The sequence below is a fragment of the Streptomyces sp. NPDC101225 genome (genome assembly GCF_044767585.1).
Taxonomy (GTDB): domain Bacteria; phylum Actinomycetota; class Actinomycetes; order Streptomycetales; family Streptomycetaceae; genus Streptomyces.
Genome location: NZ_JBIWOE010000006.1, coordinates 313,695 through 336,224 on the forward strand (window position 1 = coordinate 313,695; position 22,530 = coordinate 336,224).

Genomic DNA, 22,530 nt, shown 5'->3' on the forward strand with positions numbered 1-22,530 from the left:
TCCATGGACACGGCCACCGAGGTCGAGGACCTGCTGCGCCTGCACGCGCCGCAGGTCCTCGGCGCGCTGGTGCGCCGGTACGGCCACTTCGACGCCGCCGAGGACGCCGTACAGGAGGCGTTGCTGGCGGCGGCCGCGAAGTGGCCCTCGGCGGGACTGCCCGACAACCCGCGCGGCTGGCTGATCAAGGTGGCCGCGCGGCGGCTGACCGACACCCTGCGCTCGGAGGAGTCGCGGCGGGCGCGGGAGGAGCGGGCGGTGGCGCTCACCGAGCGGCTGGCCACCGGGCAGGACCGGGCGCCGCGTGCGGACGACACCCTCACGCTCCTGTTCCTGTGCTGCCATCCGGACCTCACCCCGCCGGCCCGGATCGCGCTCACGCTCCGCGCGGTCGGAGGCCTGACGACCGCGGAGATCGCCCGCGCGTGCCTGGTCCCCGAGCCGACCATGGCGCAGCGCATCAGCCGGGCCAAGCAGAAGGTGAGGGGCGTGCGCTTCGGGCGCCCGGACCACTGGGAGGTCCGGCTGCCCACCGTCCTGCACACCCTCTACCTGATCTTCAACGAGGGCTACACGGCGACGTCCGGTGCCAGCCTGCAGCGGCGCGAACTGGCGGGCGAGGCGATCCGGTTGACCCGGGGCCTGCACCGGCTGCTGCCCGCCGACGGCGAGGTGGCCGGCCTGCTGGCCCTGATGCTGCTCACCCACGCCCGCCGCGACGCCCGCACCGGACGGCACGGCGAACTCGTGCCCCTCGACGAGCAGGACCGCTCCCGCTGGGACAAGGCGGCGATCGAGGAGGGCGTCGTGCTGATCACCGAGGCGCTGTCCCGGTGCGCCGCCGGGCCCTACCAGGTGCGGGCCGCCATCGCCGCGGTGCACGACGAGGCGCCGTCCGCCGCGGAGACGGACTGGCGCCAGATCCTCGGTCTCTACGACGTGCTGGTCCGCCAGGTCCCGGGCCCCGTCGAACGCCTCAACCGCGCCGTGGCCGTGGCGATGGTGGACGGCCCGCGGGCCGGACTCGCCGAGCTGGACCTGCTGGGCCCGGAGCCGGGCCACCGCCTCGACGCGGCCCGCGGCCATCTGCTGGAGCGCGCGGGCGACCCGGCCGGGGCCCGCCGCGCCTACGAGTCGGCTGCCGCGCAGACCCTGAGCCTGCCCGAACAGCGCTATCTGCGGGCGCGGGCCGCCCGGCTGGACGGCTGACGCGCGGCGCTGCGCGCGTTCAGGCGGCGCGTTCCATGAACCGCAGCATGTTCCCCGCCGGATCGCGGAAGGCGCAGTCCCGGACGCCGTAGGGCATGTCCGTCGGCTCCTGGATCACCTCGGCGCCCGATTCCCGGACGCGGGCGAAGAGGGCGTCGCAGTCCTCGGTGGTGAAGTTGACCCCGCGCAGCATGCCCTTGGCCAGCAGCTGCTCCATCGCGTCCCGGTCGGCGGGGGAGAGGTCGGGGTTGGCCGCGGGCGGCTCCAGGACGATCGACACGTCCGGCTGCAGCGGCGATCCGACGGTCACCCACCGCATCCCCTCGTACTTGACGTCGTTGCGGATCTCCAGGCCCAGGACGTCGCAGTAGAAGGCGACGGCCTTGTCGTGGTCGTCGACGGCGATAAAACAATTGTTCAGTTTCAGGTCCATGGGTCCAACCTAAGGTCGTTGCGGGTGCGACGCCCGTCTCGGACGCGTGTACGCCCGCGCCACGCAGGGCGGGATCTCCGCGCTCTCCTCGTGCGAGCGGGCCCGGTAGGAGCTCGGTGTCTCGCCCACCAGTTCCGTGAAGCGGGCGCTGAAGGAGCCGAGGGACGTACAGCCGACCGCGAGGCAGACCTCCGTGACCGTGAGGTCGCCGCGCCGCAGCAGCGCCTTCGCGCGCTCGATCCGGCGGGTCATGAGATAGCCGTACGGGGTCTCGCCGAACGCCGTGCGGAAGCTGCGCTGGAAGTGGCCGGGGGACATCAGCGCGGTGCGGGCGAGAGCGGATATGTCGAGGGGCTCGGCGTACTCGCGGTCCATGCGGTCGCGCGCCCGGCGCAGCCGTACCAGATCCTCACGGTTCACCCCGTCAGCATCGCACGGTGCCCACCGGCCGGGTGCCGGGACGGCCGGGGCGGCGGCCGCCGGTGCGGCCGAAGGGGCCCGGCCGGTTTCCCGGCCGGGCCCCTTCGGGGTGCCCGTGGACCTGCGATGGTGCACCGATCGCCGGTCCTGGCGAACGGGCCGTGGTCAGGCCTTCTTGGTCTCCCAGAAGATCTTGTCGATCTGGGCGATGTAGTCCAGAGCCTTCTGGCCCGTGGCCGGGTCGGTCGAGCCCTTGGCGGCCGAGAGGGCCTTCAGGGTGTCGTTGACCAGCTGGTGCAGCTCCGGGTACTTCTCGAAGTGCGGGGGCTTGAAGTAGTCGCTCCAGAGCACGGAGACGTGGTGCTTCGCGAGCTCGGCGCGCTGCTCCTTGATGACGGTGGCACGCGCCTGGAAGTGCGGGTCGTCGTTGCCGGCCATCTTCTCCTGGACGGCCTTCACGGACTCCGCCTCGATGCGGGCCTGGGCCGGGTCGTACACACCGCAGGGCAGGTCGCAGTGTGCGCTGACCTTGACCTTGGGGGCAAACAGGCGGGAAAGCATGAAGCGTTCCTTCCTCGTGATCGTCTTCTCAGGTGCGACATTACTCCCTGGAGGAGCCGAAATCGCGAGTGCCCCCATGGGCTTAGGACAAAAGTCCGGGGTGAGACTGAGACTGGTGGAGGAACGTACCGGGGAGGTGCCGGGTATGCCGGAGCTGTCGCAGGAGATCGAGCGTGGGCGGGCGCTGCTGCCCTTCGGGACGGCCGAGGTGACCGGCCCGTCCATGGTGCCCACGCTCCACCACGGGGACCGCCTCGTGGTGCACTACGGGGCCCGGATCAGGCCCGGGGACGTGGTTGTCCTGCGCCATCCCTTCCAGCAGGACCTGCTCGTCGTCAAGCGCGCGGCGGAGCGCCGGGACGGCGGCTGGTGGGTGCTCGGCGACAACTCCTACGCGGGCGGGGACAGCACGGACTACGGGACCGTGCCCGAGGACCTGGTGCTGGGCAAGGTCCGCTTTCGATACCGGCCCCTCCAGGGCGATCAGCGTTCGCCGTTCGCGCTCGCCCGCTGGGTGCTGTCGGCCGCCAGGCCCGTGCTGCCGGACCGGTCCGCCTCCAGGCGCTTGCGGGCGCGGTAGGCGGCCACGTTGGCGCGTGTCGCGCAGCGGTCGGAGCAGTAGCGGCGGGAGCGGTTGGTCGAGGTGTCCAGGTAGGCGTTGCGGCACGGCGCCGCCTCGCACAGTCCCAGCCGGTCGACGCCGTACTCCGTCAGATGGAAGGCCAGGCCCATCGCCGCGATGGCCGCGAAGCCGGCGGTGGCGTTCGAGGGGTGGTCGGCCAGGTGCATGTGCCACAGCGGCCGGCCGTCGTCGTCCCGGTGGTCGTGACCCGAGATCTGCGGGCTCACCGGGAACTCCAGCAGCAGCGAGTTGAGCAGGTCCACCGCCGGCGTCTCGTCCCCCTTGTCCGCCGCCTCGAACACGGACCTCAGCCGCGCCCGCACCGAGCGGAACCGCGTCACGTCGGCGTCGGTGGCGCGCCGGGCCGCCGACTGGTTGGCCCCGAAGAGTTCGCGCACGGCCTCGACCGAGGTCAGGGAGTCCTTGCCCCGGCCCGGCTCCTCGCTGTTGACGAGGCGTACGGCGTAGTCCGAGTAATAGGCCAGTTCCACTTGTAGTCCTTACAGGGGGGCTCTATGGTCGTGTGCGAGAGGAAGTAACGGCTGCCTACCCTTCCAGGGTATTACGCGGGTGCGGGGAAGAGGGGATTCCATGACCGTCACGACCGGAACCGGTACGAGGGACACGGACTGGCAGGCCTGGCAGGAGAGCTGGGACCGGCAGCAGGAGTGGTACATGCCGGACCGCGAGGAGCGGTTCGACATCATGCTGGACATGGTCGGGGCCTGCGTCGGTTCCGAGCCACGCGTCCTCGACCTCGCCTGCGGCACCGGCAGCATCACGGCCCGGCTGCTGCGCCGCTTCCCCAAGGCCACCAGCACCGGGATCGACCTCGATCCCGCGCTGCTCGCCATCGCCCGCGGCACCTTCCGGGGCGACGACCGGGTCACCTTCGTCGAGGCCGACCTCAGGGACCCGGCCTGGCCCGGTCGGCTGCCGTACGAGACGTACGACGCGGTCCTCACCGCCACGGCCCTGCACTGGCTGCGCAGCGACCCGCTGGCCGCGCTCTACGGCCGGATCGCGGCCCTCGTCCGCCACGGCGGCGTCTTCATGAACGCCGACCACATGATCGACGAGACCACCCCCCGGATCAACGCGGCCGAGCGCGTCCGGCGCCACGCCCGCATGGACCGGGCCATGCGCGAGGGCGCCCTCGACTGGGCGGAGTGGTGGCAGCTCGCCGCGAAGGACCCGGTCCTGGCCGGCCCGACCGCCCGCCGCTTCGAGATCTACGGCGACCACGCGGACGGCGACATGCCGTCGGCGCGGTGGCACGCACGGGTCCTGCTGGAGCACGGCTTCGGCGAGGCCCGGCCGGTGTGGTGCTCGCCGTCGGACACGCTGCTGCTGGCGCTGAAGTAGCCGGGCACGCACGAGCGGCGGTACGGAGTCTCCGTACCGCCCCTCGTGCGCGGACCGCTTACAGCACCTTGGACAGGAACGACTTGGTGCGCTCGTGCTGCGGGTTGCCCAGGACCTCGCGGGGGTGGCCGGACTCGACCACCACACCGTCGTCCATGAAGACCAGCGAGTCGCCGACCTCGCGGGCGAAGCCCATCTCGTGCGTGACGACGATCATCGTCATGCCGGACTCGGCGAGGTCCCGCATGACGTCGAGGACCTCGCCGACCAGCTCCGGGTCGAGGGCCGAGGTCGGCTCGTCGAAGAGCATCAGCTTCGGCTCCATCGCCAGCGCACGGGCGATGGCGACGCGCTGCTGCTGACCGCCGGAGAGCTGGGAGGGGTAGTGACTCGTCTTGTCGCCGAGGCCGACCCGGTCCAGCAGCTTCTTCGCTCGCTCCCGGGCGACCGACTTGGACTCGCGCTTGACCTGGATCGGCGCCTCCATGACGTTCTCCACCGCCGTCATGTGCGGGAAGAGGTTGAAGCGCTGGAACACCATGCCGATGTCCCGCCGCTGCGCGGCGACCTCCTTCTCCTTCAGCTCGTAGAGCTTGTCGCCGCTCTGCCGGTAGCCGACCAGGCTGCCGTCGACGTAGAGCCGGCCGGCGCTGATCTTCTCCAGGTGGTTGACGCACCGCAGGAGGGTCGACTTGCCGGAGCCCGAAGGGCCGATCAGGCAGAACACCTCGCGCGGGTTCACCTCCAGGTCGATGCCCTTGAGGATGTGCGAGGCCCCGAAGGACTTGTGGACGCCCTCGGCCTTCACCATTGAGGTCATGGGTCATCGCCGCCAGTTGGAGAGGGAGAACAGGTTCATCTTGGCCAGGTTGGTCCTGATCTTCTGCAGCGGCGTCGGCGGCAGGTTGCGCGTCGAACCGCGGGCGTAACGGCGCTCGACGTAGTACTGCACGATGCTGAAGATCGTGGTCAGGAACAGGTACCAGATGCAGGCCACGAAGTACATCTCGACGACGGCCAGCGAGGTGCTGGAGATGTCGGTGGCCTTCTTGATCAGCTCGGGGAGCTGCACCGCGTAGGCCAGCGACGAGGTCTTGAGCATGTTGATGAACTCGTTGCCGGTCGGCGGGACGATGACCCGCATCGCCTGCGGGAGGATCACCCGCCGCAGCGTCTGGCCCTGGGTCATGCCCAGGGCGTGCGACGCCTCGGTCTGGCCCTCGTCGACCGACTGGATGCCGGCCCGGACGATCTCCGACATGTACGCGGCCTCGTTCAGGCCGAGCCCCAGCAGCGCCGTCAGGACCGGCGTCATCACCTGGTTCATCTCGTCCTTGTAGAACCCGAGGTTCAGGACCGGGAAGACGAGGGAGATGTTGTACCAGAGCAGGAGCTGGACCAGCACCGGGGTGCCGCGGAAGAACCAGATGTAGAACCAGGAAACAGTGCTGGTCACCGGGTTCGACGACAGCCGCATCACGGCGAGGATGATCCCGAGCGCCACGCCGAGCACCATGGCGAGGACCGAGATGTACAGCGTCGTCCAGGCACCCTTCACGATGCCCGGATCGAAGAGATAGTCGGGGATGACGCTGTAGTTGATCTTCGCGTTGGAGAAGGCCACCCCGATCAGCGCCAGCACGGCGATGACCAGAACGCCGGCCACCCAGCGGCCGTAGTGGCGCACGGGGATGGCCTTGATCTGCTCCGGCGGAACCGACGGCGCCGGAGCCTTGTCGACAGTGTCAGTCACGGTGACTGCCTTTCAGCGTTGCGGGAGGCTCAGGATCCGCCGTTGATCTTCGCCTCGGTCACCGCGCCGTCCGTGACGTTCCACTTCTGCATGATCTTGGTGTAGTCGCCGTTCTTGATGATCGCGTTCACCGCGGCCTGCAGGGCGTCGCGCAGCTGGGTGTTGTCCTTGCTGACGGCGATGCCGTACGGACCCGCCTCGATCTGGTCGCCGACGACCTCGAAGTCGTTCCCGCCGCCGGAGGTCTTCGCGTTGTAGGCCGCGACCGGGAAGTCGTTCAGGTCGGCGACGGACGCGCCCTGCTTCAGACGGAGCAGCGCCTCGGGGTCGGTGTCGAAGGTCTGCAGGTTGATGGCCTTCTTGCCGTCCTTGGTGCACTTCGTGCTCTGCGCCTTGGCGATGCCCTCGGACGTGGTGCCCTTCTGCAGCGCCACGACCTTGCCGCACAGGTCGTCGAGCGACTTGATGCCCTTCGGGTTGCCCTTCTGGACCAGGATCGAGGTACCGGCGGTGAAGTAGTCGACGAAGTCGACGCCCTTGCCGACCTTCTTGCCGGTGTCGGCGTCGACGCCGTCCTGACGGGCCTTCGTGTCGCTCATCGCCGACATGAGGACCCCGTAGCGGTTGGCCTGAAGGCCCACGATCAGGTTGTCGAACTTGCCGTTCTGGAACTCGAACTTCACGCCGAGCTGCTTGCTGAGGGCGTCCGCGAGGTCCGGGTCGATGCCGACGGCCTTGCCGTTCTGCATGTACTCGACCGGCGGATACGCGATGTCGGAGCCCACCTTGATGACGCCGGCCTTCTTGATGTCGGCGGGGAGCTTGGAAGCGAGAGGGGCCGAGGACGACGACGTGTCCGAGCTGTTGCTGCTGCCCTTGTCCGTCTGGTCACCGCAGCCGGTGAGGATCAGGGTGCCTGCGACCGCGATCGCACCGGCCGCTGCCAGACGGGTGCGTGCGGCGGTCGTACGACGGGTGGAGCTTGCGGTCATTTTGGGTTCCTCCGGCGGATGGGTGGAGTTGCCGATGGGTCGACGAGAACACACACCTTCGGGTGTCGCGACCTCGTGTGTTTACGGCATCCTGCCATTCGGACTCATCCGTTCAGGGGGCCAGCCATGTCAAAATCGGATAACGGGTGACCCCCGAACCGTCTCAGGTCGGTACAACATGACCGGACCATCTGCGGGAATCCGGCGTTCCGGCCGGAAGATCTTCGCCATGTCTCAGGATGCGGGACCACACCCCGAGGCGTTGATCACCGTTCGACCGCTGGTCAAGCGTTCGTCGCGGACATGTCCTCCCATTTCGTGACGATGCTTGTCACCGAGACGTGACCTTCCGGTCCCCGGATGTGACCTTGCGCTTAATGGACTCGTCCTTGGTGCGGTCCGTCCGGTAAGAAGGTTCTTTACACCCCTCATCCGGGGCTCGGGGCGCGTGTGCGGCGCGCCCGTCGCGTATGACCCGTACGTATCAGCAGAATCGGGCATCCGCGGTCCCGCCCACCCCTCACCAGGAGTGGCCACCCTCAACCAATGAAGATCTAAGGGGTAGAACAAAGTGGCAGCGGAGATCGTCAATCCTCGCAGCGACAACAGTGCGGATCAGGACGGGGCGGAGCCCCTCGATTCCTTCGATCCGGCGTTCGCGCTGCACCGCGGCGGCAAGATGGCCGTGCAGGCCACCGTGCCGGTCCGTGACAAGGACGACCTGTCCCTCGCGTACACACCCGGCGTCGCGCGGGTGTGCACCGCGATCGCCGAGCAGCCTGCGCTCGTCCACGACTACACGTGGAAGTCGTCGGTCGTGGCCGTCGTCACGGACGGTACGGCGGTGCTCGGACTCGGGGACATCGGCCCCGAGGCCTCCCTTCCGGTGATGGAAGGCAAGGCGATTCTGTTCAAGCAGTTCGGCGGCGTCGACGCGGTGCCGATCGCGCTCGACTGCACGGACGCCGACGAGATCGTCGAGACGGTCGTGCGCCTCGCCCCGTCCTTCGGCGGCGTCAACCTGGAGGACATCTCGGCACCGCGGTGCTTCGAGATCGAGCGCAAGCTCCAGGAGCGGCTCGACATCCCGGTCTTCCACGACGACCAGCACGGCACGGCGGTCGTCACGCTCGCCGCGCTGCGCAACGCCGCGCGGCTGAGCGGGCGGGCCGTCGGGGACCTGCGGGCCGTCATCTCGGGCGCCGGCGCGGCCGGTGTGGCGATCGCCAAGATGCTGATCGAGGCCGGCATCGGCGACGTGGCCGTCGCCGACCGCAAGGGCGTCGTCTCGACGGACCGCGAGGACCTGACGCCGGTCAAGCGCGAGGTCGCCTCCTTCACGAACAAGGCCGGCATCACCGGCTCGCTGGAGGCGGCCCTGGAGGGCGCCGACGTCTTCATCGGCGTCTCCGGCGGCACGGTCGCGGAGGAGGCCGTCGCCTCGATGGCCGAAGGCGCGTTCGTCTTCGCCATGGCCAACCCGAACCCCGAGGTGCACCCCGACGTCGCGCACAAGTACGCGGCGGTCGTGGCCACCGGCCGTTCGGACTTCCCGAACCAGATCAACAACGTGCTGGCGTTCCCGGGCATCTTCGCGGGCGCGCTGCAGGTCCGTGCCTCCCGGATCACCGAGGGCATGAAGATCGCGGCCGCCGAGGCGCTCGCCGGCGTCGTCGGGGACGACCTGGCGGCGGACTACGTCATCCCGTCGCCCTTCGACGAGCGGGTGGCTCCGGCCGTCACGGCGGCCGTCGCCGCCGCGGCCCGGGCGGAAGGCGTGGCGCGTCGCTGACGCACCGTCCCTCTGACGGCCCCGTCCCCAGGGACGGGGCCGTTTCCTTTGCCCGCACATCCGCCCGTTCAGGTGATCCGACGGACCCGGCGCCTTGGCAAGAGGGCATGTGTCACAGCGCGCTTGCGTTCCGCCGCCTGCAAACGCCACCTATCGTCGACCTCATGTTCGCCGTCTACGCCGCCCGAATCGACCGCGACCAGCCGCTGAGCGGCCTCGAGTTGGGGGAGCGTCCCGCTCCCGAGGCCCGTCCCGGCTGGAGCACCGTCAACGTCAAGGCCGCCTCCCTCAACCACCACGACCTGTGGTCGCTCCGGGGCGTCGGCCTCCCGGACGACCGGCTGCCGATGATCCTCGGCTGTGACGCCGCCGGCGTCGACGAGGACGGCAACGAGGTCGTCCTGCACTCCGTGATCGGGCAGAGCGGTCACGGAGTGGGCCCCAAGGAGCCCCGCTCCATCCTCACCGAGCGCTACCAGGGCACCTTCGCCGAGCAGGTCGCGGTGCCGACCTGGAACATCCTGCCCAAGCCCAGGGAGCTCTCCTTCGAGGAGGCCGCCTGTCTGCCCACGGCGTGGCTGACGGCGTACCGCATGCTCTTCACCAACGCGGGCGTGCGGCCGGGCGACTCGGTCCTCGTCCAGGGCGCGGGCGGCGGTGTCGCCACGGCCGCGATCGTGCTCGGCAAGGCGGCCGGGCTGCGGGTCTTCGCCACCAGCCGCGACGAGGCCAAGCGGAAGCGGGCCCTCGAACTGGGCGCCGTCGAGGCGGTGGAGTCCGGCGCCCGGCTGCCGCAGCGTGTCGACGCCGTCATCGAGACCGTCGGCGCCGCCACCTGGTCCCACTCGGTGAAGTCGCTGAAGCCCGGCGGCACGCTCGTCATCTCGGGCGCGACGAGCGGTGACCGGCCCTCGCACGCCGAACTCACCCGCGTCTTCTTCCTGGAGCTCAAGATCGTCGGCTCCACGATGGGCACCAAGGACGAGCTGGAGGACCTGCTCTCCTTCTGCGCCGCCACGGGCGTCCGTCCCGTCATCGACGAGGTGCTGCCGATGGACCGGGCGCGCGAGGGCTTCGAGCGGATGGAGTCGGGTGGGCAGTTCGGCAAGATCGTGCTCACCGGAAGCTGACCTTCTCCCGCTCCGCGGGCGGCGGGTTCGGGGATGCCCCGGCCCGCCGTTCGCGTTGTCGCGCACCCTGCGTGTCAATCAAGGTTGACAGACGTCGGATGTCAACGTAGGTTGACAACATGACCGAAGCAACCGACCTCGCCGAGCGCGCCGGCGACCGTGATCCACGGATCGGACTGCGCGCCGTCGCCGCACTGCGCCGGCTGCTGGAGCAGCTGGAGGCGGTGCAGGTGCGCGGCGCGCGCAACCAGGGCTGGTCGTGGCAGGAGATCGCCGCGGAACTCGGGGTCAGCAGGCAGGCCGTGCACAAGAAGTACGGGAGGCATTGATGTTCGAGCGGTTCACGAAGGACGCCCGCGAGGTGGTGCGGGGAGCGGTCGGGCAGGCCGAGCGGACGGGAGCGCCGTGCGTCGAGGCCGAGCACCTGCTGCTCGCACTGCTGGAGCGCGAGGGCAGCCGGGCGTCGTTCGCCCTGGCCTCACTCGGACTGTCCGGCGAGCGCAGGACGTCCGTACGGCAGGCCGTCGCCGAGGCGCGGCGGCGGGCCGGGCTCTCCCAGGCCGACACCGACGCCCTGGCCGGACTGGGGATCGACGTGCCGGAGATCGTCGCCCGGGTCGAGGAGGTGCACGGCGTGGGCGCGATGTCCGGCGACCGCGAGGACAAGGGCTGGTGGTCGGGCCGCCGCACCTTCGGCCGCGGCGCCAAGCAGGTCCTGGAGAGGTCCCTGCGCACCGCCGTCGCCCACGGCGACCGCCACATCGGCGACGAGCACATCCTCCTCGCCCTGACCATCCGCCCCGGCGTGGCCGGCGAGGTCCTCGCCGGCCACGGGGTGACCCACGAGCAGCTCATCCGGATCCTGTACGGCGACGGACAGGCCAAGGCGGGCTGAGCGGCCGGGGCCGGCTGCGCCGCGCGCACCGGCCCCGCCGCTCAGCCCTGCGGTCGGCGCAGTATCACACCGATGTGGGCCGCCGCCGTCGAGAGATGACGGCGGGCGTCGCGCAACTGCTCGTCGGAGACGCCGTGGTCGCGGGCCGCGTCGCGGATGTCGTCCCGGAAGCGGTCGAGCAGGCGGTCGAGGTCGCGGGCCGCGTCACCGCTGGGCTCCTCGTGCGCCCAGGCCGGTTCGTAGTCGGCGGGGAAGTCCTCCGGGGGGTAGGAGTACTCCGGCCGCGACGCCGAGGTGCCGGTGTCGCCCCGTCCGAAACCGAAGTCCTTGCCGAAGTCCTTGCCGAACTCGCCGAACTCCTTGACCAGCTCCGTCAGGCCCTCCCGCACCCCCGTCGGCCAGTCGCCGCGCGTGAAGTGGTCCTGCACCTGACTCTGCACCCGGCGGCCGATGCGCTGCAGCTCCTCCTGCGCCTGGACCCGGGCCCGCTCCTGCGCCTCCTTGGCCTGGCGGCGCGCGCGCTGGGCCTCCTCGCGGGCGCGGCGGCTCTCGTCCTTGGCGCGCCGGGCCTGTTCCTTCCACTCCTGCTTCACGCGCCGCATCTCCTCCTTCGCGGCGCGCCACGCGTCCTTGTCGGTGTAGTCCGCGAAGTCGCCCAGGGGGCCGTCCTTCGGGCCGCGCCCCTTGGCGCCCGCGTGGCGCGCCTCGCTGGCCGCGGCCCGCATCTCGCGCCGCAGATCGCCCGCGGCGCCCCGCACGTCGGCCTGGATCTCGGCGGCGAGCTCGGCGACGGACTCGCGGATCTCCAGCTCCAGGTCGGCCAGTTCGCCGCTGCGGTCGGCCAGTTCGGCGCGGCCGGCGTCCGTGATGGCGTACACCTTGCGGCCGCCCTCGGTGGTGTGGGTGACCAGGCCCTCGGCCTCCAGCTTCGCCAGCCGGGGGTAGACGGTGCCCGCCGACGGTGCGTACAGCCCCTGGAAGCGCTCCTCGAGGAGGCGGATCACCTCGTAGCCGTGGCGCGGGGCCTCGTCCAGCAGCTTCAGCAGGTAGAGGCGGAGGCGGCCGTGGGCGAAGACGGGGGGCATGTCAGAGCACCTTCTTGTCGGTCGTGCCGTCGGCCGGGGCGCCGGTCGCACCGTCGCTCCCGCCGGAACCGGAATTGTCCCCCGGGCCTGGGTGCGGTTCGTCCGCCGGGGTGCTCGCGGGACCGGCCCCGGTGGCCGTGTCCTCCGGGCCGGCGTCCTCGGGCTCCACGTCCCGGACGTCGTCCTCGGCCGGGGGCCTGCGCAGCAGGGCGATCGAGCCGGAGACCGTCGTCGCCTTCAGGGTGCCGTGGCCCGAGCCGAGCCGGCCCGTGATCCGCTTGGCGCCCCACTGGCCGCTGACCCGCAGGTCCTCGAAGGCGTTCGAGACGGTGCCGCTCGCGGTGTTCGCCTCCACCTCAGCGTCCACCGGGTGGGGCAGGCGGATGGCGATCTCGCCCGAGACGCTGGTCAGGTTGACGTCGGTGGGGCGGCCGGCCGGATCGATGTCGACGATCATCGAACCGCTCACGGAGTCGGCCTTGACGGAGGAGCCCGCCTCGACGACGGTCAGATCGCCCGAGACGGAGTTGAACCGCAGGTCCCCGCTGAGGGCCTGCGCCTCCACGCTCCCCGAGACGGTGTCGGCGCGGACCGGGCCGGTCAGGCTCACCAGCGTGGTGTCTCCCGTGACGCCCTTGACCTCCGCGCGTCCCTCCAGGCCGGAGACCACGGCCGTGGCGCCGACGACGCCCACCTCGACGCGGGTGTCGGCCGGGACGGCGAGGGAGACGACGGCGCTGCGCCGCCAGCCCTTGCGGTCGAGCCACTTGAGGAAGCCCTTCCAGGGCAGGTCGTCGTAGGCCACCGTGAGGACGCCGCCCACCTGGGCCACATGGAGCGGTGGACCCTCGATCCGGGTGACTTCGAGGCGGGCGGAACCTTCGTCGGTCCCCACCACGTTCACCGTTCCATTGACGATGCGTACGTGGAGCTCACGCACGGGCTCGTCGAACGTCAGCTTCCTGGGTTCCGTGACGGACCACTCGGACATGGTGCAGACCTCCCCGCCGCAACGCGCCATATCGCGTCTTCTGCAATTCACGATATATCGCGGACGGGGAAAGTCAAGACACCCGCTCTGGTGACCCGCGACTCCCCGAAAATGACCAAGAGGGTGAATCGCCCTATTTTGTGAACATGTCGTCGGACGTCCCTCGTACCGGTCCGGCCGGCCCCGCCGGTCCCGCGCCCGGTGCCCTGCTGCTCTGCCGGGCCGTACCGGAATCCGTCGCCCCCGCCGCGCGCCTGCTGAGCGAACCGATGCTGCTCACCGGCGCCGGTGACGCCTGGAGCGTCCTCGTCCCCGAGGGCAGGCCGTGGCGGGACGGCGGCGAACCCGTCGACCGCGTCCTGACCGGCTGGGCCACCGCGCTCGCCGTCGGCGCCCCCTGGCCCGTACTGGCCCTGTGGTGGGACACGGACCGCGCCGGCTACACGCTCGCCTCCGGCTTCCGCCGTCCCGTGGGCTACGTCTGGCTCGCGAACGGCACCCCGGCCGGCGAGGACGAGGCGATGCGCACCTTCGCCTCCCGCCTGGGCCTGGACCCGGTGCTGGACGCGCAGGCCCTGGACCACCTGACCGGAGCCGATCCCGGCGCCGACGCCCCCGCGCGCCTGCGTGCCCTGCTCGCGGTCCTCACGCGCGCGGGGGTCTCGCTGCCCGCCGGCCTCACCCCCGGCGAGCCCGCCGACCGCCTGCGCGAGGTCGCCCGAGCCCTCGCGGACAGCCGCGCCGTGGACCGGCCCGGACGGCGCGAGGCGGACCGCACGGAACACCACGCCGCCGACGGCGGCCGCCTCGCGCCCCGGATGCTCCGGTCCGGCACCCGGGGCTCACGCGCCCTGTCCCTCGCCCAGGTCGCGGCGGGCCTGCCTCTGACCGTGTGGGGCGTACGGCGGCGCAGCTGGGGCTGGATCGCGGCGGGGGTGCTGTTGCTGGGGCACGGCGTGGCGGGGCCGGCGTACCGGGTGATGAGGCCGCGCGACTGACGCCGGGCGGTGCGGACCCGGTCCGGCGCCCGCCGTTCCTTGCTTAGGCTTGGCTCCGGACCCCCGACGTACGCACGCACGCAGGAGAAACCCCATGTACTTCACCGACCGCGGTATCGAGGAGCTGGAGAAGCGGCGCGGCGAGGAAGAGGTCACGTTCGAGTGGCTTGCCGAGCAGCTGCGGACGTTCGTCGATCTGAACCCGGACTTCGAGGTGCCGGTCGAGCGGCTGGCGACGTGGCTGGCCCGGCTGGACGACGAGGACGACGAGTAGTCCGCGCGACGCCGAGGGCCCGGCACCGAGTCGACGAACTCGGTGCCGGGCCCTCGTGGTTGCCGCGGGGCCGGGCCTAGGCCTCGAACACCTCACGCACCAGCTGCTCCTGCTCGGCCTGGTGCCGCTTCGCGGAACCGACGGCCGGGGAAGAGCTGTGCGGGCGGGAGATGCGGCGCAGGCGCTCGCCGTGCGGGACGTCCGCGCCGACCGCCAGGTCCAGGTGGTCGATCAGGTTGAGGGCGATGAACGGCCAGGCGCCCTGGTTCGCCGGCTCCTCCTGGGCCCACAGGTACTTCTCGACGTTCGGGTACTTGGCGATCTCCGCCTGGATTTCCGCACCCGGCAGGGGGTACAGACGCTCGACACGGACGATCGCGATGTCCGTGGCGCCGCGCTTGGCGCGCTCGGCCTCCAGGTCGTAGTAGAGCTTGCCCGCCACGAAGACGACCTTGCGCACCGCGGCCGGGTCGACCGACGCGTCGCCGATGACCGGGCGGAACTGACCCGAGGTGAACTCCTCCGTCTTCGAGGCGGCGGCCTTCAGGCGCAGCATCGACTTCGGGGTGAAGACCACCAGCGGCTTGTGGTGCGGGTTGTGCACCTGCCACCGCAGGAGGTGGAAGTAGTTCGACGGCAGGGTCGGCATCGCGACCGTCATGTTGTTCTGGGCGCACAGCTGCAGGAAGCGCTCGACACGGGCCGAGGAGTGGTCCGGGCCCTGGCCCTCGTAGCCGTGCGGGAGCAGCAGCGTGACGCCGGAGGTCTGGCCCCACTTCTGCTCCGCCGCCGAGATGTACTCGTCGACGACCGACTGCGCGCCGTTGACGAAGTCGCCGAACTGCGCCTCCCACATCACGAGCGCGTCGGGGCGGGCCAGCGAGTAGCCGTACTCGAAGCCCATGACCGCGTACTCGGAGAGCAGGGAGTCGTAGACGTTGTAGCGGGACTGCTCCTCGGCGAGGTACTGCAGCGGGGTGAAGTCCTCGCCCGTCTCGCGGTCGATGAGGACCGCGTGGCGCTGGCCGAAGGTGCCGCGGCGGGAGTCCTGGCCGGACAGCCGGACCGGGGTGCCCTCCAGCAGCAGCGAGCCGATGGCGAGGGTCTCGCCCATGCCCCAGTCGATCGTGCCGTCCTCGACCATCGACGCCCGGCGCTGCAGCTGCGGCAGCAGACGCGGGTGGACGTGGAAGTGGTCGGGGATGTTGACCTGGGACTCGGCGATCCGCTTCACGACCTCGGAGGAGATCGCGGTGGTCACCGGGACCGGGAACTCGGCCTGCGGGTCCGAGACCGGGGAGGTGGCCGGCTGGGAGGTGGCCTCGCGGACCTCGGTGAAGACCTTCTCCAGCTGGCCCTGGTAGTCCTGCAGGGCCTGCTCGGCCTCCTCCAGGGTGATGTCGCCGCGACCGATCAGGGACTCGGTGTAGAGCTTGCGCACCGAGCGCTTCTTGTCGATCAGGTCGTACATCAGCGGCTGGGTGAAGGCCGGGTTGTCCGACTCGTTGTGACCGCGGCGGCGGTAGCAGATGAGGTCGATCACCACGTCCTTGTTGAACGCCTGGCGGAACTCGAAGGCGAGCCGCGCGACGCGGACCACGGCCTCCGGGTCGTCGCCGTTCACGTGGAAGATCGGGGCCTCGATCATGCGGGCCACGTCCGTGGCGTACATCGAGGACCGGGACGACTCCGGGGCCGCCGTGAAGCCGACCTGGTTGTTGATGACGATGTGGACCGTGCCGCCCGTGCGGTAGCCGCGCAGCTGCGACATGTTCAGGGTCTCGGCCACCACGCCCTGGCCCGCGAAGGCCGCGTCACCGTGCAGGGCGACCGGCAGGACGGTGAAGTCCGTGCCGCCCTTGTTGATGATGTCCTGCTTGGCGCGGACGATGCCCTCGATGACCGGGTCGACCGTCTCCAGGTGGGACGGGTTGGCGGCCAGCGAGACCTTGATCTGCTCGCCGTCCAGGCCGGTGAAGGTGCCGTGGGCGCCCAGGTGGTACTTCACGTCGCCGGAGCCGTGCATCGACTTCGGGTCGAGGTTGCCCTCGAACTCGCGGAAGATCTGCGCGTACGACTTGCCGACGATGTTGGCCAGCACGTTCAGCCGGCCGCGGTGGGCCATGCCGATGACGACCTCGTCGAGGCGGGACTCCGCGGCGCTGTCGAGGACCGCGTCCAGCAGCGGGATGACGGACTCGCCGCCCTCCAGCGAGAAGCGCTTCTGGCCGACGTACTTCGTCTGCAGGAAGGTTTCGAACGCCTCCGCCGCGTTCAGCCGGCGCAGGATGCGCAGCTGCTCCTCGCGCTCCGGCTTGGAGTGCGGGCGCTCCACCCGGTCCTGGATCCACTTGCGCTGCTTGGGGTCCTGGATGTGCATGAACTCGATGCCGATGGTGCGGCAGTACGAGTCACGCAGCACGCCGAGGATGTCGCGCAGCTTCATCAGGGACTTGCCGGAGAAGCCGCCGACGGCGAACTCGCGCTCCAGGTCCCACAGCGTGAGCCCGTGCTCGGTGATGTCCAGGTCGGGGTGCTTGCGCTGGCGGTACTCCAGCGGGTCGGTGTCGGCCATGACGTGGCCGCGGACCCGGTAGGAGTGGATCAGCTCGAAGACCCGGGCGGCCTTGGTGACGTCGTCGTCGTGGCTGGCGTCGATGTCCTTGAGCCAGCGGACCGGCTCGTAGGGGATGCGCAGGGCCTCGAAGATCTCGTCGTAGAAGCCGCTCTGGCCCAGCAGCAGGTTGGCGACCTGGCGCAGGAACTCGCCGGAGGCGGCGCCCTGGACGACCCGGTGGTCGTAGGTCGACGTGAGCGTCATGACCTTGGAGACGCCGAGCTTGTTGAGGGTGTCCTGGCTGGTGCCCTGGAACTCGGCCGGGTAGTCCATGGAGCCGACGCCCATGATCACCGACTGGCCGGGCATCAGGCGCGGGACCGAGTGGACGGTGCCGAGGCCGCCGGGGTTGGTCAGGGAGACCGTCACGCCGGAGAAGTCGTCCATCGTCAGCTTGCCCTCACGGGCGCGGCGAACGATGTCCTCGTAGGCCTGCCAGAACTCGAAGAAGTTCAGCGTCTCGGCCTTCTTGATGGCCGCGACGACGAGCTGGCGGTCGCCGTTGGGCTTCACCAGGTCGATGGCGAGGCCGAGGTTGACGTGCTCCGGCTTGACCAGGGTCGGCTTGCCGTCCTTCTCCGTGAAGGAGTGGTTCATCGACGGCATGGCCTTGATGGCCTGCACCATCGCGTAGCCGATCAGGTGCGTGAAGGAGATCTTCCCGCCCCGGGCGCGCTTGAGGTGGTTGTTGATGACGATGCGGTTGTCGAACAGGAGCTTCACCGGGAGCGCGCGCACGGATGTCGCCGTGGGCAGCTCCAGCGAGGCGTTCATGTTCTTCGCCACGGCGGCGGAGGGGCCGCGCAGGGTCACCAGCTCCGGACCGTCGGCGGGCGCCGTCGCGGGCTCGGCCTTGGCCGCGGGCCGGGCGGCGGGGGCCGGGGCCTTCGCCGGGGCGGCCGGCTGCGCGGGCGCCGGTGCGGCGGCCGCGGGCCTGGGTGCCGTGGGGGCCGGGGCGGGAGCCGGGGCCGCGGGGGCGGCCGGGGCCTGAGCGGCAGGCGCGGGCGCCGGGGAGGTGGTCTCTGCGGCCCCCGCGGCCGCAGTACCCGCCGGAGCCGAGGCGGGTGCCCCGGGCTTGTAGTCGGCGAAGAAGTCCCACCAGGCTCGGTCTACCGAATTCGGGTCCTGGAGGTACTGCTGATAGATCTCGTCGACGAGCCACTCGTTGGGACCGAACGCGGCCGCGGGGTTCTTGCCCGCTTGGTCGGCGTCGGTCGAGATGCTCGAGTTACTGGGGGACTGTGGCGACACGGCGGCAACCGCCCTCTTCCGCTTCACAAGGTGATGGACAGCGGGAATAAAGGCTACGCCCCCCGGACCCCTGAGGTCAGGCCGGGCAGGTTCATCGTCGTGTAAGTCACACCGGAAACCGTGTTTCGGGCCTGGAAATGGCGGGAAACAAGCGAGGTTCCGCTTCGAATCGCGGGGAGCGGAAAACGCCTGAGCAGGCCCGCCGCGCCCGGCCTGCGGGCGTCTGCCTGATCACACGTGTCCGTCAGCGCGGACGCCGGTGGATCTTGGGGCTGCGATGCGGACCCTACGTCAACTTTGGACGGATGTCTCTCCCGGAAGAGTGACGCGGATCCGGCAACCCCGTTCCGATTCGGCCACGCCGATCCCGCCACCGTGCAGGTCGACGGCCCAGCGGGCGATCGCCAGTCCGAGTCCCGTACCGCCGTCGCCGCCCTGCCCGTTGGTCGCGCCCGCGCTGCCGCGGTTGAAGCGCTCGAAGACGCGGTGCCACTCCGAGCGGGGAATGCCGGGGCCCTCGTCGAGCACCTCCAGCTCCAGCGACTCGGGCTGAGCGCCGCGCCGCGCCCGCACGATCACCCGGCCGTGCGGCGGGCTGTGCTTGACGGCGTTGTCGATGAGATTTGCCACTACCTGGTGGATCCGCTCGGGGTCCGCGTGCGCGGTCAGCTCCGGCGGGGAGACGTCGAGGTGCAGATGGACGTCCGTGCGCGTGTGGGTGCCGGAGCCGGAGGCGATGCCCGCGCGCGCGGGGACGGCCATGTTGGCCTCCTTCAGCACGCCGGACAGGTACGGCCACACCTCGAAGCGGCGGCGGCGCAGCGGTACGACGCCGTTGTCCAGCCGGGAGAGGTCCAGCAGCGTCTCCACCAGCCGGCCGAGCCGCTCGGTCTGCCTCAGCGCGGTGCGCATCGTCTCGGGGTCGGCGGGCGAGACGCCGTCCACGATGTTCTCCAGGACCGCCCTGAGGCCCGCGATGGGGGTGCGCAGCTCGTGCGAGACGTTCGCCACCAGCTCCTTGCGCTGCCGCTCCTGAGCCTCCAGGTCGTCGGCCATGCGGTTGATCGTCTGCGCCAGGTCGCCCAGTTCGTCGCGGCGGTTCTCGCGCACCCGGCGGGTGTAGTCGCCGTGCGAGATGGCGTGCGCGACGGCATTCATGTCGTCCAGCGGCGCGGTGAGCGAGTGGGCCACGAACTGCGTGATGAGCAGGGTGGCGATCATCGAGAAGACGGTGATGAAACGCAGCTCCGTCGCCGTGCGCATCGCGATCATCATCAGCCCGGTGGTGATGAGGACGGCGATGACGACCAGTGCGCCCAGCTTCGTCTTGATGGAGAACGGGCGCAGACCGCCCCAGGGCTCCCCGGGGCCTCTCCGTGCGGCCGGACCGCCGCTCATGGCGTCGGGGTCTCCAGCGCGTATCCGACACCGTGCACGGTGCGGATCCGTTCGGCGCCGATCTTCCGGCGCAGCGCCTTGATGTGGCTGTCGACGGTACGGGTGCCCGAGGCGTCGGCCCAGTCCCACACCTCGGCCAGCAGCTGCTCACGGGAGAGCACCGCGCGCGGGGTGTTCGCCAGGCACACCAGCAGGTCGAACTCGGTGGGCGTCAGGTGCACGTCCTCCGCGTGCACCCGCACCCGGCGCTGCGCGTGATCGATCTCCAGCTCGCCGAGCCGCAGGATGCCGCTGCGGGGGGTCGTCGCCGCCAGCGCGGCCCGCTCCACCCGGCGCAGCAGCACGTGCACGCGCGCGGCGAGCTCCCGCATGGAGAACGGCTTGGTCATGTAGTCGTCGGCGCCGACCCCGAGGCCGACCAGCATGTCGGTCTCGTCGTCGCGCGCGGTGAGCATCAGCACCGGTACCGGACGGGCGGCCTGCACGCGGCGGCAGACCTCCAGGCCGTCGAAGCCGGGCAGCATGATGTCGAGGATCAGCAGGTCGGGCTGCCAGGCCTCCGCGGTGTCGACGGCGGCCGGGCCGTCGCCCGCGGTCTGCACGAGGAAGCCCTCCGCGCGCAGGCGGGTCGCGATGGCTTCGACGATGGTCGGGTCGTCCTCGACCACCAGCACCCGGCGCTGTGCGCCCGGCGTGGCCGTCGTGCCGTTGTGGGATGTGTGGGTCTGCTCCATCGCCCGCCCCTGAGTTGCTTTCCGGAATGCGTGGGGTCATTCCTTCTGACTGGCTTTGCCTGCGCATGCTTGCGATTGACGCTTGAATGATCCGCGTCAGAGAAGCAGAGTACGGGGAGTCACCGTCTCGCGGCTATCCAGGTCGGACGGCGATGTGGACGACGTCCGGAACGCCCCGGGCAACCGGGATCTCTTCGGTACGCACCTGCTGGAACCCGGCATTCCACAAGGTTTCTTCGAAATCCGGGGAGGGCTGGGCCGACCAGACGGCCACGATGCCGCCCGGCTTCAACACCCTTGCGCAGCTTGTGAGTCCACTCGGCGAGTAGAGGCCCTCGTTGCCCTCGGTGACCGTCCAGCCGGGGCCGTTGTCGATGTCCAGGCAGAGGGCGTCGTACGTGGCGGATGTCTCAGTCAGGTACGCGATCAGATCCGCCTCGACGATCTCCGTGCGCCGGTCGGCGAGGGCCTGCGCCGACAGTGCGGTGAGGGGCCCCTCGCGATGCCAGTCGACGATGGCGCGCTCACGCTCGACGACGGTGATCGCTCCCCAGTACGGGTCGGCCGCCGCGTGTGCGAGCGAGAATCCCACCCCGAGCCCGCCGATCAGCACGTGCGGCCCGGGGCGGGGGCCCAGGGCGTCGCGCGCGGCGTCGACGAGCAGCCGCTCCGAGCGGCCGTCGGAGGTGTCCATCAGGAAGCAGCCGTTGGCGATGATCTGCAGCAACGCGCCGTGCCGGCGCAGCACGACCTCGCCGTACGGTCCCTCGCGACGGTCCAGGACCACAGGGGTGTCGTAGGTGGCGGTCATGGCCCCATCCTGCCCGAACCGGCGGGTGCGGCCCGGGGAATTTCCGGGAGGCGCCCGGGGGCCGGGACGGGTGCGGCGCGCACCTCACGCGGGCGCCGCCCGTGCCCGCGACGGCAGCGGCGGGAGGCCCGCGGGGCTGGTGAAGGGCGCGTGGGGGCCGCCGGGGCCGCGCATGACCCGTTCGTGGGACACGGGTGCGGATGCGCCGCGGTCCACGGTGGTATGCGCGGCCCACGCCGGGCGGGCGATCCCGCTCCGGCCCCGAGCCGCCCGCGGACGCGCGGGAGGCGGGGCGCACCGGAAGCCTGAGAGGTTGCTGAGAATCGGCTCCCGCGTGGTGTCGGTCACAGACACCGGCTCCCGCGGTTGCGAAGGGTGGTGCGCGACGGAAGGAGCGCCTCACCGTGGAACCCACCGCGACGGCCGGACCCGACCCCTCGGCCGCGCCCCTTCCCGAGGTGTCCGCGCTCCTGGACGGGGTGCCGCGTCAGCGCGGCGGCCCGGACCGGCCCGGCACCCTCGCGCCCGCCCCGCTCACCCGGGCCCTGTGCCGCGCCCGGCGCCTGCTGCCGACGCCCGCCGGCACGCCGTTCACCTTCGGCTACGCGGCCGTCCTGGCCCTGACCTCGCTGTTCGGCGCGTACGCCGACCCCTCGCTGGTGCACTCCCTGCACCAGGCGTCCAGCACCGATGTGGCGCATCTGCTGGAGTCGCCCGCGCTGGTCCTGCTGGCGAGCGCCCTGTGGGTCGCGGGCGGGCTCGTCTCGCCGTACGTCGTCTGCTTCCTGCTCGTCCTGACCGCCCTGGAGCGGCGGACGGGCGGGGCGCGCGCGGCGGTCGTCTTCCTCGCCGGGCACGTTCTCGCCACCCTCGTGACCGAGGGCACCGTCGGCCTCGCGGTCCTGGTGGGCCATCTCCCCGACAGCTCCCTGCACCGCCTCGACTACGGCATCAGCTTCGGCGTCGCCGCCGCCGTGGGCGCCCTCGCGGGACTGCTCGGGCCGTGGCTGCGCCTGCCGCTGCTGGTCCTGTTCGGCGGCATGCTGGTGCGGAGCCTGATCGGGTTCACCGACCCGATGACCGGCTGGGGCCATCTGATCGCGCTGGCGACGGGCGTCGCGACCTGGCCGCTGGTCAGGCGCTGGTACCGGGAGACTCGGGCCGCCCGCCTGCCGAAGCCCCGCCCCGGAGGCTGAGCA

23 protein-coding genes are annotated in these 22,530 nt (G+C 70.9%); 10 read left to right on the forward strand and 13 right to left on the reverse strand.

Annotation, left to right across the window (positions count from 1 at the left end; all coding sequences use genetic code 11):
• The first annotated feature begins 3 nt into the window (after positions 1–3).
• A complete protein-coding gene (locus ACIRPX_RS12005; protein ID WP_404191982.1) occupies positions 4–1,209 on the forward strand; it encodes an RNA polymerase sigma factor in 1,206 nt (401 codons plus the stop codon).
• A gap of 19 nt (positions 1,210–1,228) precedes the next feature.
• Here ACIRPX_RS12005 and ACIRPX_RS12010 read toward each other — a convergent pair whose 3' ends face one another.
• The 3 genes from ACIRPX_RS12010 to sodN form a co-directional block, all read right to left on the reverse strand.
• Positions 1,229–1,642, reverse strand: coding sequence for a VOC family protein (locus ACIRPX_RS12010; RefSeq protein ID WP_404191984.1), 414 nt, complete (start codon positions 1,640–1,642; stop codon positions 1,229–1,231).
• 9 nt (positions 1,643–1,651) lie between these two features.
• Positions 1,652–2,062, reverse strand: a complete 411-nt coding sequence (locus tag ACIRPX_RS12015) for a helix-turn-helix transcriptional regulator (RefSeq protein WP_404191987.1) — start codon at positions 2,060–2,062, stop codon at positions 1,652–1,654.
• A gap of 165 nt (positions 2,063–2,227) precedes the next feature.
• A complete protein-coding gene (gene sodN / locus ACIRPX_RS12020) occupies positions 2,228–2,623 on the reverse strand; it encodes a superoxide dismutase, Ni (RefSeq protein WP_003992892.1) in 396 nt (131 codons plus the stop codon).
• 145 nt (positions 2,624–2,768) lie between these two features.
• On the opposite strand from sodN, the gene sodX reads away from it, so the two are divergent.
• Positions 2,769–3,203, forward strand: a complete 435-nt coding sequence (gene sodX, locus ACIRPX_RS12025; protein WP_404191992.1) for a nickel-type superoxide dismutase maturation protease — start codon at positions 2,769–2,771, stop codon at positions 3,201–3,203.
• Here sodX and ACIRPX_RS12030 read toward each other — a convergent pair.
• Entirely contained in the window at positions 3,107–3,736 is a 630-nt protein-coding gene (locus ACIRPX_RS12030) for a CGNR zinc finger domain-containing protein (RefSeq protein WP_404191995.1), read from the reverse strand. The genes sodX and ACIRPX_RS12030 overlap by 97 nt on opposite strands.
• Positions 3,737–3,836: 100 nt before the next feature.
• Here ACIRPX_RS12030 and ACIRPX_RS12035 point away from each other — a divergent pair, with 100 nt between their 5' ends.
• Positions 3,837–4,610, forward strand: a complete 774-nt coding sequence (locus tag ACIRPX_RS12035) for a class I SAM-dependent methyltransferase (protein ID WP_404191998.1) — start codon at positions 3,837–3,839, stop codon at positions 4,608–4,610.
• Between the two features lie 58 nt (positions 4,611–4,668).
• On the opposite strand, the gene ACIRPX_RS12040 is transcribed toward ACIRPX_RS12035, so the two are convergent.
• From ACIRPX_RS12040 to ACIRPX_RS12050, 3 genes are read right to left on the reverse strand one after another with little or no spacing between them, the layout of a single operon-like run.
• Positions 4,669–5,430: an amino acid ABC transporter ATP-binding protein gene (locus ACIRPX_RS12040; RefSeq protein ID WP_404192001.1), complete on the reverse strand. Its 762-nt coding sequence runs from the start codon at positions 5,428–5,430 to the stop codon at positions 4,669–4,671.
• 3 nt (positions 5,431–5,433) lie between these two features.
• Positions 5,434–6,363 (reverse strand): amino acid ABC transporter permease, encoded by a 930-nt coding sequence (locus ACIRPX_RS12045; RefSeq protein WP_404192003.1) that lies wholly within the window; start codon positions 6,361–6,363, stop codon positions 5,434–5,436.
• A gap of 29 nt (positions 6,364–6,392) precedes the next feature.
• Positions 6,393–7,355, reverse strand: coding sequence for an ABC transporter substrate-binding protein (locus ACIRPX_RS12050; RefSeq protein WP_404192007.1), 963 nt, complete (start codon positions 7,353–7,355; stop codon positions 6,393–6,395).
• 571 nt (positions 7,356–7,926) lie between these two features.
• Between ACIRPX_RS12050 and ACIRPX_RS12055 the strand changes: the two genes are divergently transcribed.
• The 4 genes from ACIRPX_RS12055 (at position 7,927) to ACIRPX_RS12070 (ending at position 11,172) form a co-directional block, all read left to right on the forward strand.
• The gene (locus ACIRPX_RS12055; RefSeq protein ID WP_404192010.1) at positions 7,927–9,147 is read left to right on the forward strand and encodes an NADP-dependent malic enzyme; all 1,221 of its coding nucleotides are present in this window, start codon (positions 7,927–7,929) and stop codon (positions 9,145–9,147) included.
• Between the two features lie 164 nt (positions 9,148–9,311).
• Complete coding sequence (locus tag ACIRPX_RS12060) at positions 9,312–10,277, forward strand: zinc-binding dehydrogenase (protein ID WP_404192012.1); 966 nt, start codon at positions 9,312–9,314, stop codon at positions 10,275–10,277.
• Between the two features lie 119 nt (positions 10,278–10,396).
• Positions 10,397–10,606, forward strand: a complete 210-nt coding sequence (locus tag ACIRPX_RS12065; protein ID WP_200304576.1) for a helix-turn-helix domain-containing protein — start codon at positions 10,397–10,399, stop codon at positions 10,604–10,606.
• A complete protein-coding gene (locus ACIRPX_RS12070; protein WP_404192015.1) occupies positions 10,606–11,172 on the forward strand; it encodes a Clp protease N-terminal domain-containing protein in 567 nt (188 codons plus the stop codon). The genes ACIRPX_RS12065 and ACIRPX_RS12070 overlap by 1 nt, the downstream gene beginning before the upstream one ends.
• 41 nt (positions 11,173–11,213) lie before the next feature.
• Here the strand turns inward: ACIRPX_RS12070 and ACIRPX_RS12075 are convergent, their stop codons facing one another.
• Positions 11,214–12,257, reverse strand: coding sequence for a helix-turn-helix transcriptional regulator (locus tag ACIRPX_RS12075; protein WP_404192018.1), 1,044 nt, complete (start codon positions 12,255–12,257; stop codon positions 11,214–11,216).
• Position 12,258: 1 nt separating this feature from the next.
• Entirely contained in the window at positions 12,259–13,248 is a 990-nt protein-coding gene (locus ACIRPX_RS12080; RefSeq protein ID WP_404192021.1) for a hypothetical protein, read from the reverse strand.
• A gap of 146 nt (positions 13,249–13,394) precedes the next feature.
• Here ACIRPX_RS12080 and ACIRPX_RS12085 point away from each other — a divergent pair, with 146 nt between their 5' ends.
• Both ACIRPX_RS12085 and ACIRPX_RS12090 read left to right on the forward strand, forming a co-directional pair.
• On the forward strand, positions 13,395–14,246 hold the full coding sequence (locus ACIRPX_RS12085) for a hypothetical protein (RefSeq protein ID WP_404192024.1): 852 nt from the start codon (positions 13,395–13,397) through the stop codon (positions 14,244–14,246).
• A 94-nt stretch (positions 14,247–14,340) separates the two neighbouring features.
• Positions 14,341–14,520, forward strand: a complete 180-nt coding sequence (locus tag ACIRPX_RS12090) for a DUF6104 family protein (RefSeq protein ID WP_003992906.1) — start codon at positions 14,341–14,343, stop codon at positions 14,518–14,520.
• 76 nt (positions 14,521–14,596) lie between these two features.
• Here the strand turns inward: ACIRPX_RS12090 and ACIRPX_RS12095 are convergent, their stop codons facing one another.
• The 4 genes from ACIRPX_RS12095 to ACIRPX_RS12110 form a co-directional block, all read right to left on the reverse strand.
• Positions 14,597–18,388, reverse strand: coding sequence for a multifunctional oxoglutarate decarboxylase/oxoglutarate dehydrogenase thiamine pyrophosphate-binding subunit/dihydrolipoyllysine-residue succinyltransferase subunit (locus ACIRPX_RS12095; protein ID WP_404192027.1), 3,792 nt, complete (start codon positions 18,386–18,388; stop codon positions 14,597–14,599).
• Between the two features lie 291 nt (positions 18,389–18,679).
• Positions 18,680–19,786 carry an ATP-binding protein gene (locus tag ACIRPX_RS12100; protein ID WP_404192030.1) on the reverse strand — a complete coding sequence of 369 codons (1,107 nt, stop codon included), beginning with the start codon at positions 19,784–19,786 and terminating at the stop codon, positions 18,680–18,682.
• A complete protein-coding gene (locus tag ACIRPX_RS12105; protein ID WP_404192034.1) occupies positions 19,783–20,520 on the reverse strand; it encodes a response regulator transcription factor in 738 nt (245 codons plus the stop codon). The genes ACIRPX_RS12100 and ACIRPX_RS12105 overlap by 4 nt, the downstream gene beginning before the upstream one ends.
• A 133-nt stretch (positions 20,521–20,653) precedes the next feature.
• Positions 20,654–21,331 carry a spermidine synthase gene (locus ACIRPX_RS12110; protein ID WP_404192037.1) on the reverse strand — a complete coding sequence of 226 codons (678 nt, stop codon included), beginning with the start codon at positions 21,329–21,331 and terminating at the stop codon, positions 20,654–20,656.
• Positions 21,332–21,735: 404 nt separating this feature from the next.
• Here ACIRPX_RS12110 and ACIRPX_RS12115 point away from each other — a divergent pair, with 404 nt between their 5' ends.
• Positions 21,736–22,527, forward strand: coding sequence for a rhomboid-like protein (locus ACIRPX_RS12115; protein WP_404192040.1), 792 nt, complete (start codon positions 21,736–21,738; stop codon positions 22,525–22,527).
• Positions 22,528–22,530 lie beyond the last annotated feature (3 nt).

Excerpts from the sequence above, each read along its gene's own strand:
- ACIRPX_RS12005 (WP_404191982.1), top strand. The coding sequence starts at position 4 with ATGGACACGGCCACCGAGGTCGAGGACCTGCTGCGCCTGCACGCGCCG.
- ACIRPX_RS12010 (WP_404191984.1), bottom strand. The coding sequence starts at position 1,642 with ATGGACCTGAAACTGAACAATTGTTTTATCGCCGTCGACGACCACGAC.
- sodN (WP_003992892.1), bottom strand. The coding sequence starts at position 2,623 with ATGCTTTCCCGCCTGTTTGCCCCCAAGGTCAAGGTCAGCGCACACTGC.
- sodX (WP_404191992.1), top strand. The coding sequence starts at position 2,769 with ATGCCGGAGCTGTCGCAGGAGATCGAGCGTGGGCGGGCGCTGCTGCCC.
- ACIRPX_RS12035 (WP_404191998.1), top strand. The coding sequence starts at position 3,837 with ATGACCGTCACGACCGGAACCGGTACGAGGGACACGGACTGGCAGGCC.
- ACIRPX_RS12040 (WP_404192001.1), bottom strand. The coding sequence starts at position 5,430 with ATGACCTCAATGGTGAAGGCCGAGGGCGTCCACAAGTCCTTCGGGGCC.
- ACIRPX_RS12050 (WP_404192007.1), bottom strand. The coding sequence starts at position 7,355 with ATGACCGCAAGCTCCACCCGTCGTACGACCGCCGCACGCACCCGTCTG.
- ACIRPX_RS12060 (WP_404192012.1), top strand. The coding sequence starts at position 9,312 with ATGTTCGCCGTCTACGCCGCCCGAATCGACCGCGACCAGCCGCTGAGC.
- ACIRPX_RS12065 (WP_200304576.1), top strand. The coding sequence starts at position 10,397 with ATGACCGAAGCAACCGACCTCGCCGAGCGCGCCGGCGACCGTGATCCA.
- ACIRPX_RS12070 (WP_404192015.1), top strand. The coding sequence starts at position 10,606 with ATGTTCGAGCGGTTCACGAAGGACGCCCGCGAGGTGGTGCGGGGAGCG.
- ACIRPX_RS12075 (WP_404192018.1), bottom strand. The coding sequence starts at position 12,257 with ATGCCCCCCGTCTTCGCCCACGGCCGCCTCCGCCTCTACCTGCTGAAG.
- ACIRPX_RS12080 (WP_404192021.1), bottom strand. The coding sequence starts at position 13,248 with ATGTCCGAGTGGTCCGTCACGGAACCCAGGAAGCTGACGTTCGACGAG.
- ACIRPX_RS12085 (WP_404192024.1), top strand. The coding sequence starts at position 13,395 with ATGTCGTCGGACGTCCCTCGTACCGGTCCGGCCGGCCCCGCCGGTCCC.
- ACIRPX_RS12090 (WP_003992906.1), top strand. The coding sequence starts at position 14,341 with ATGTACTTCACCGACCGCGGTATCGAGGAGCTGGAGAAGCGGCGCGGC.
- ACIRPX_RS12100 (WP_404192030.1), bottom strand. The coding sequence starts at position 19,786 with ATGAGCGGCGGTCCGGCCGCACGGAGAGGCCCCGGGGAGCCCTGGGGC.
- ACIRPX_RS12105 (WP_404192034.1), bottom strand. The coding sequence starts at position 20,520 with ATGGAGCAGACCCACACATCCCACAACGGCACGACGGCCACGCCGGGC.
- ACIRPX_RS12110 (WP_404192037.1), bottom strand. The coding sequence starts at position 21,331 with ATGACCGCCACCTACGACACCCCTGTGGTCCTGGACCGTCGCGAGGGA.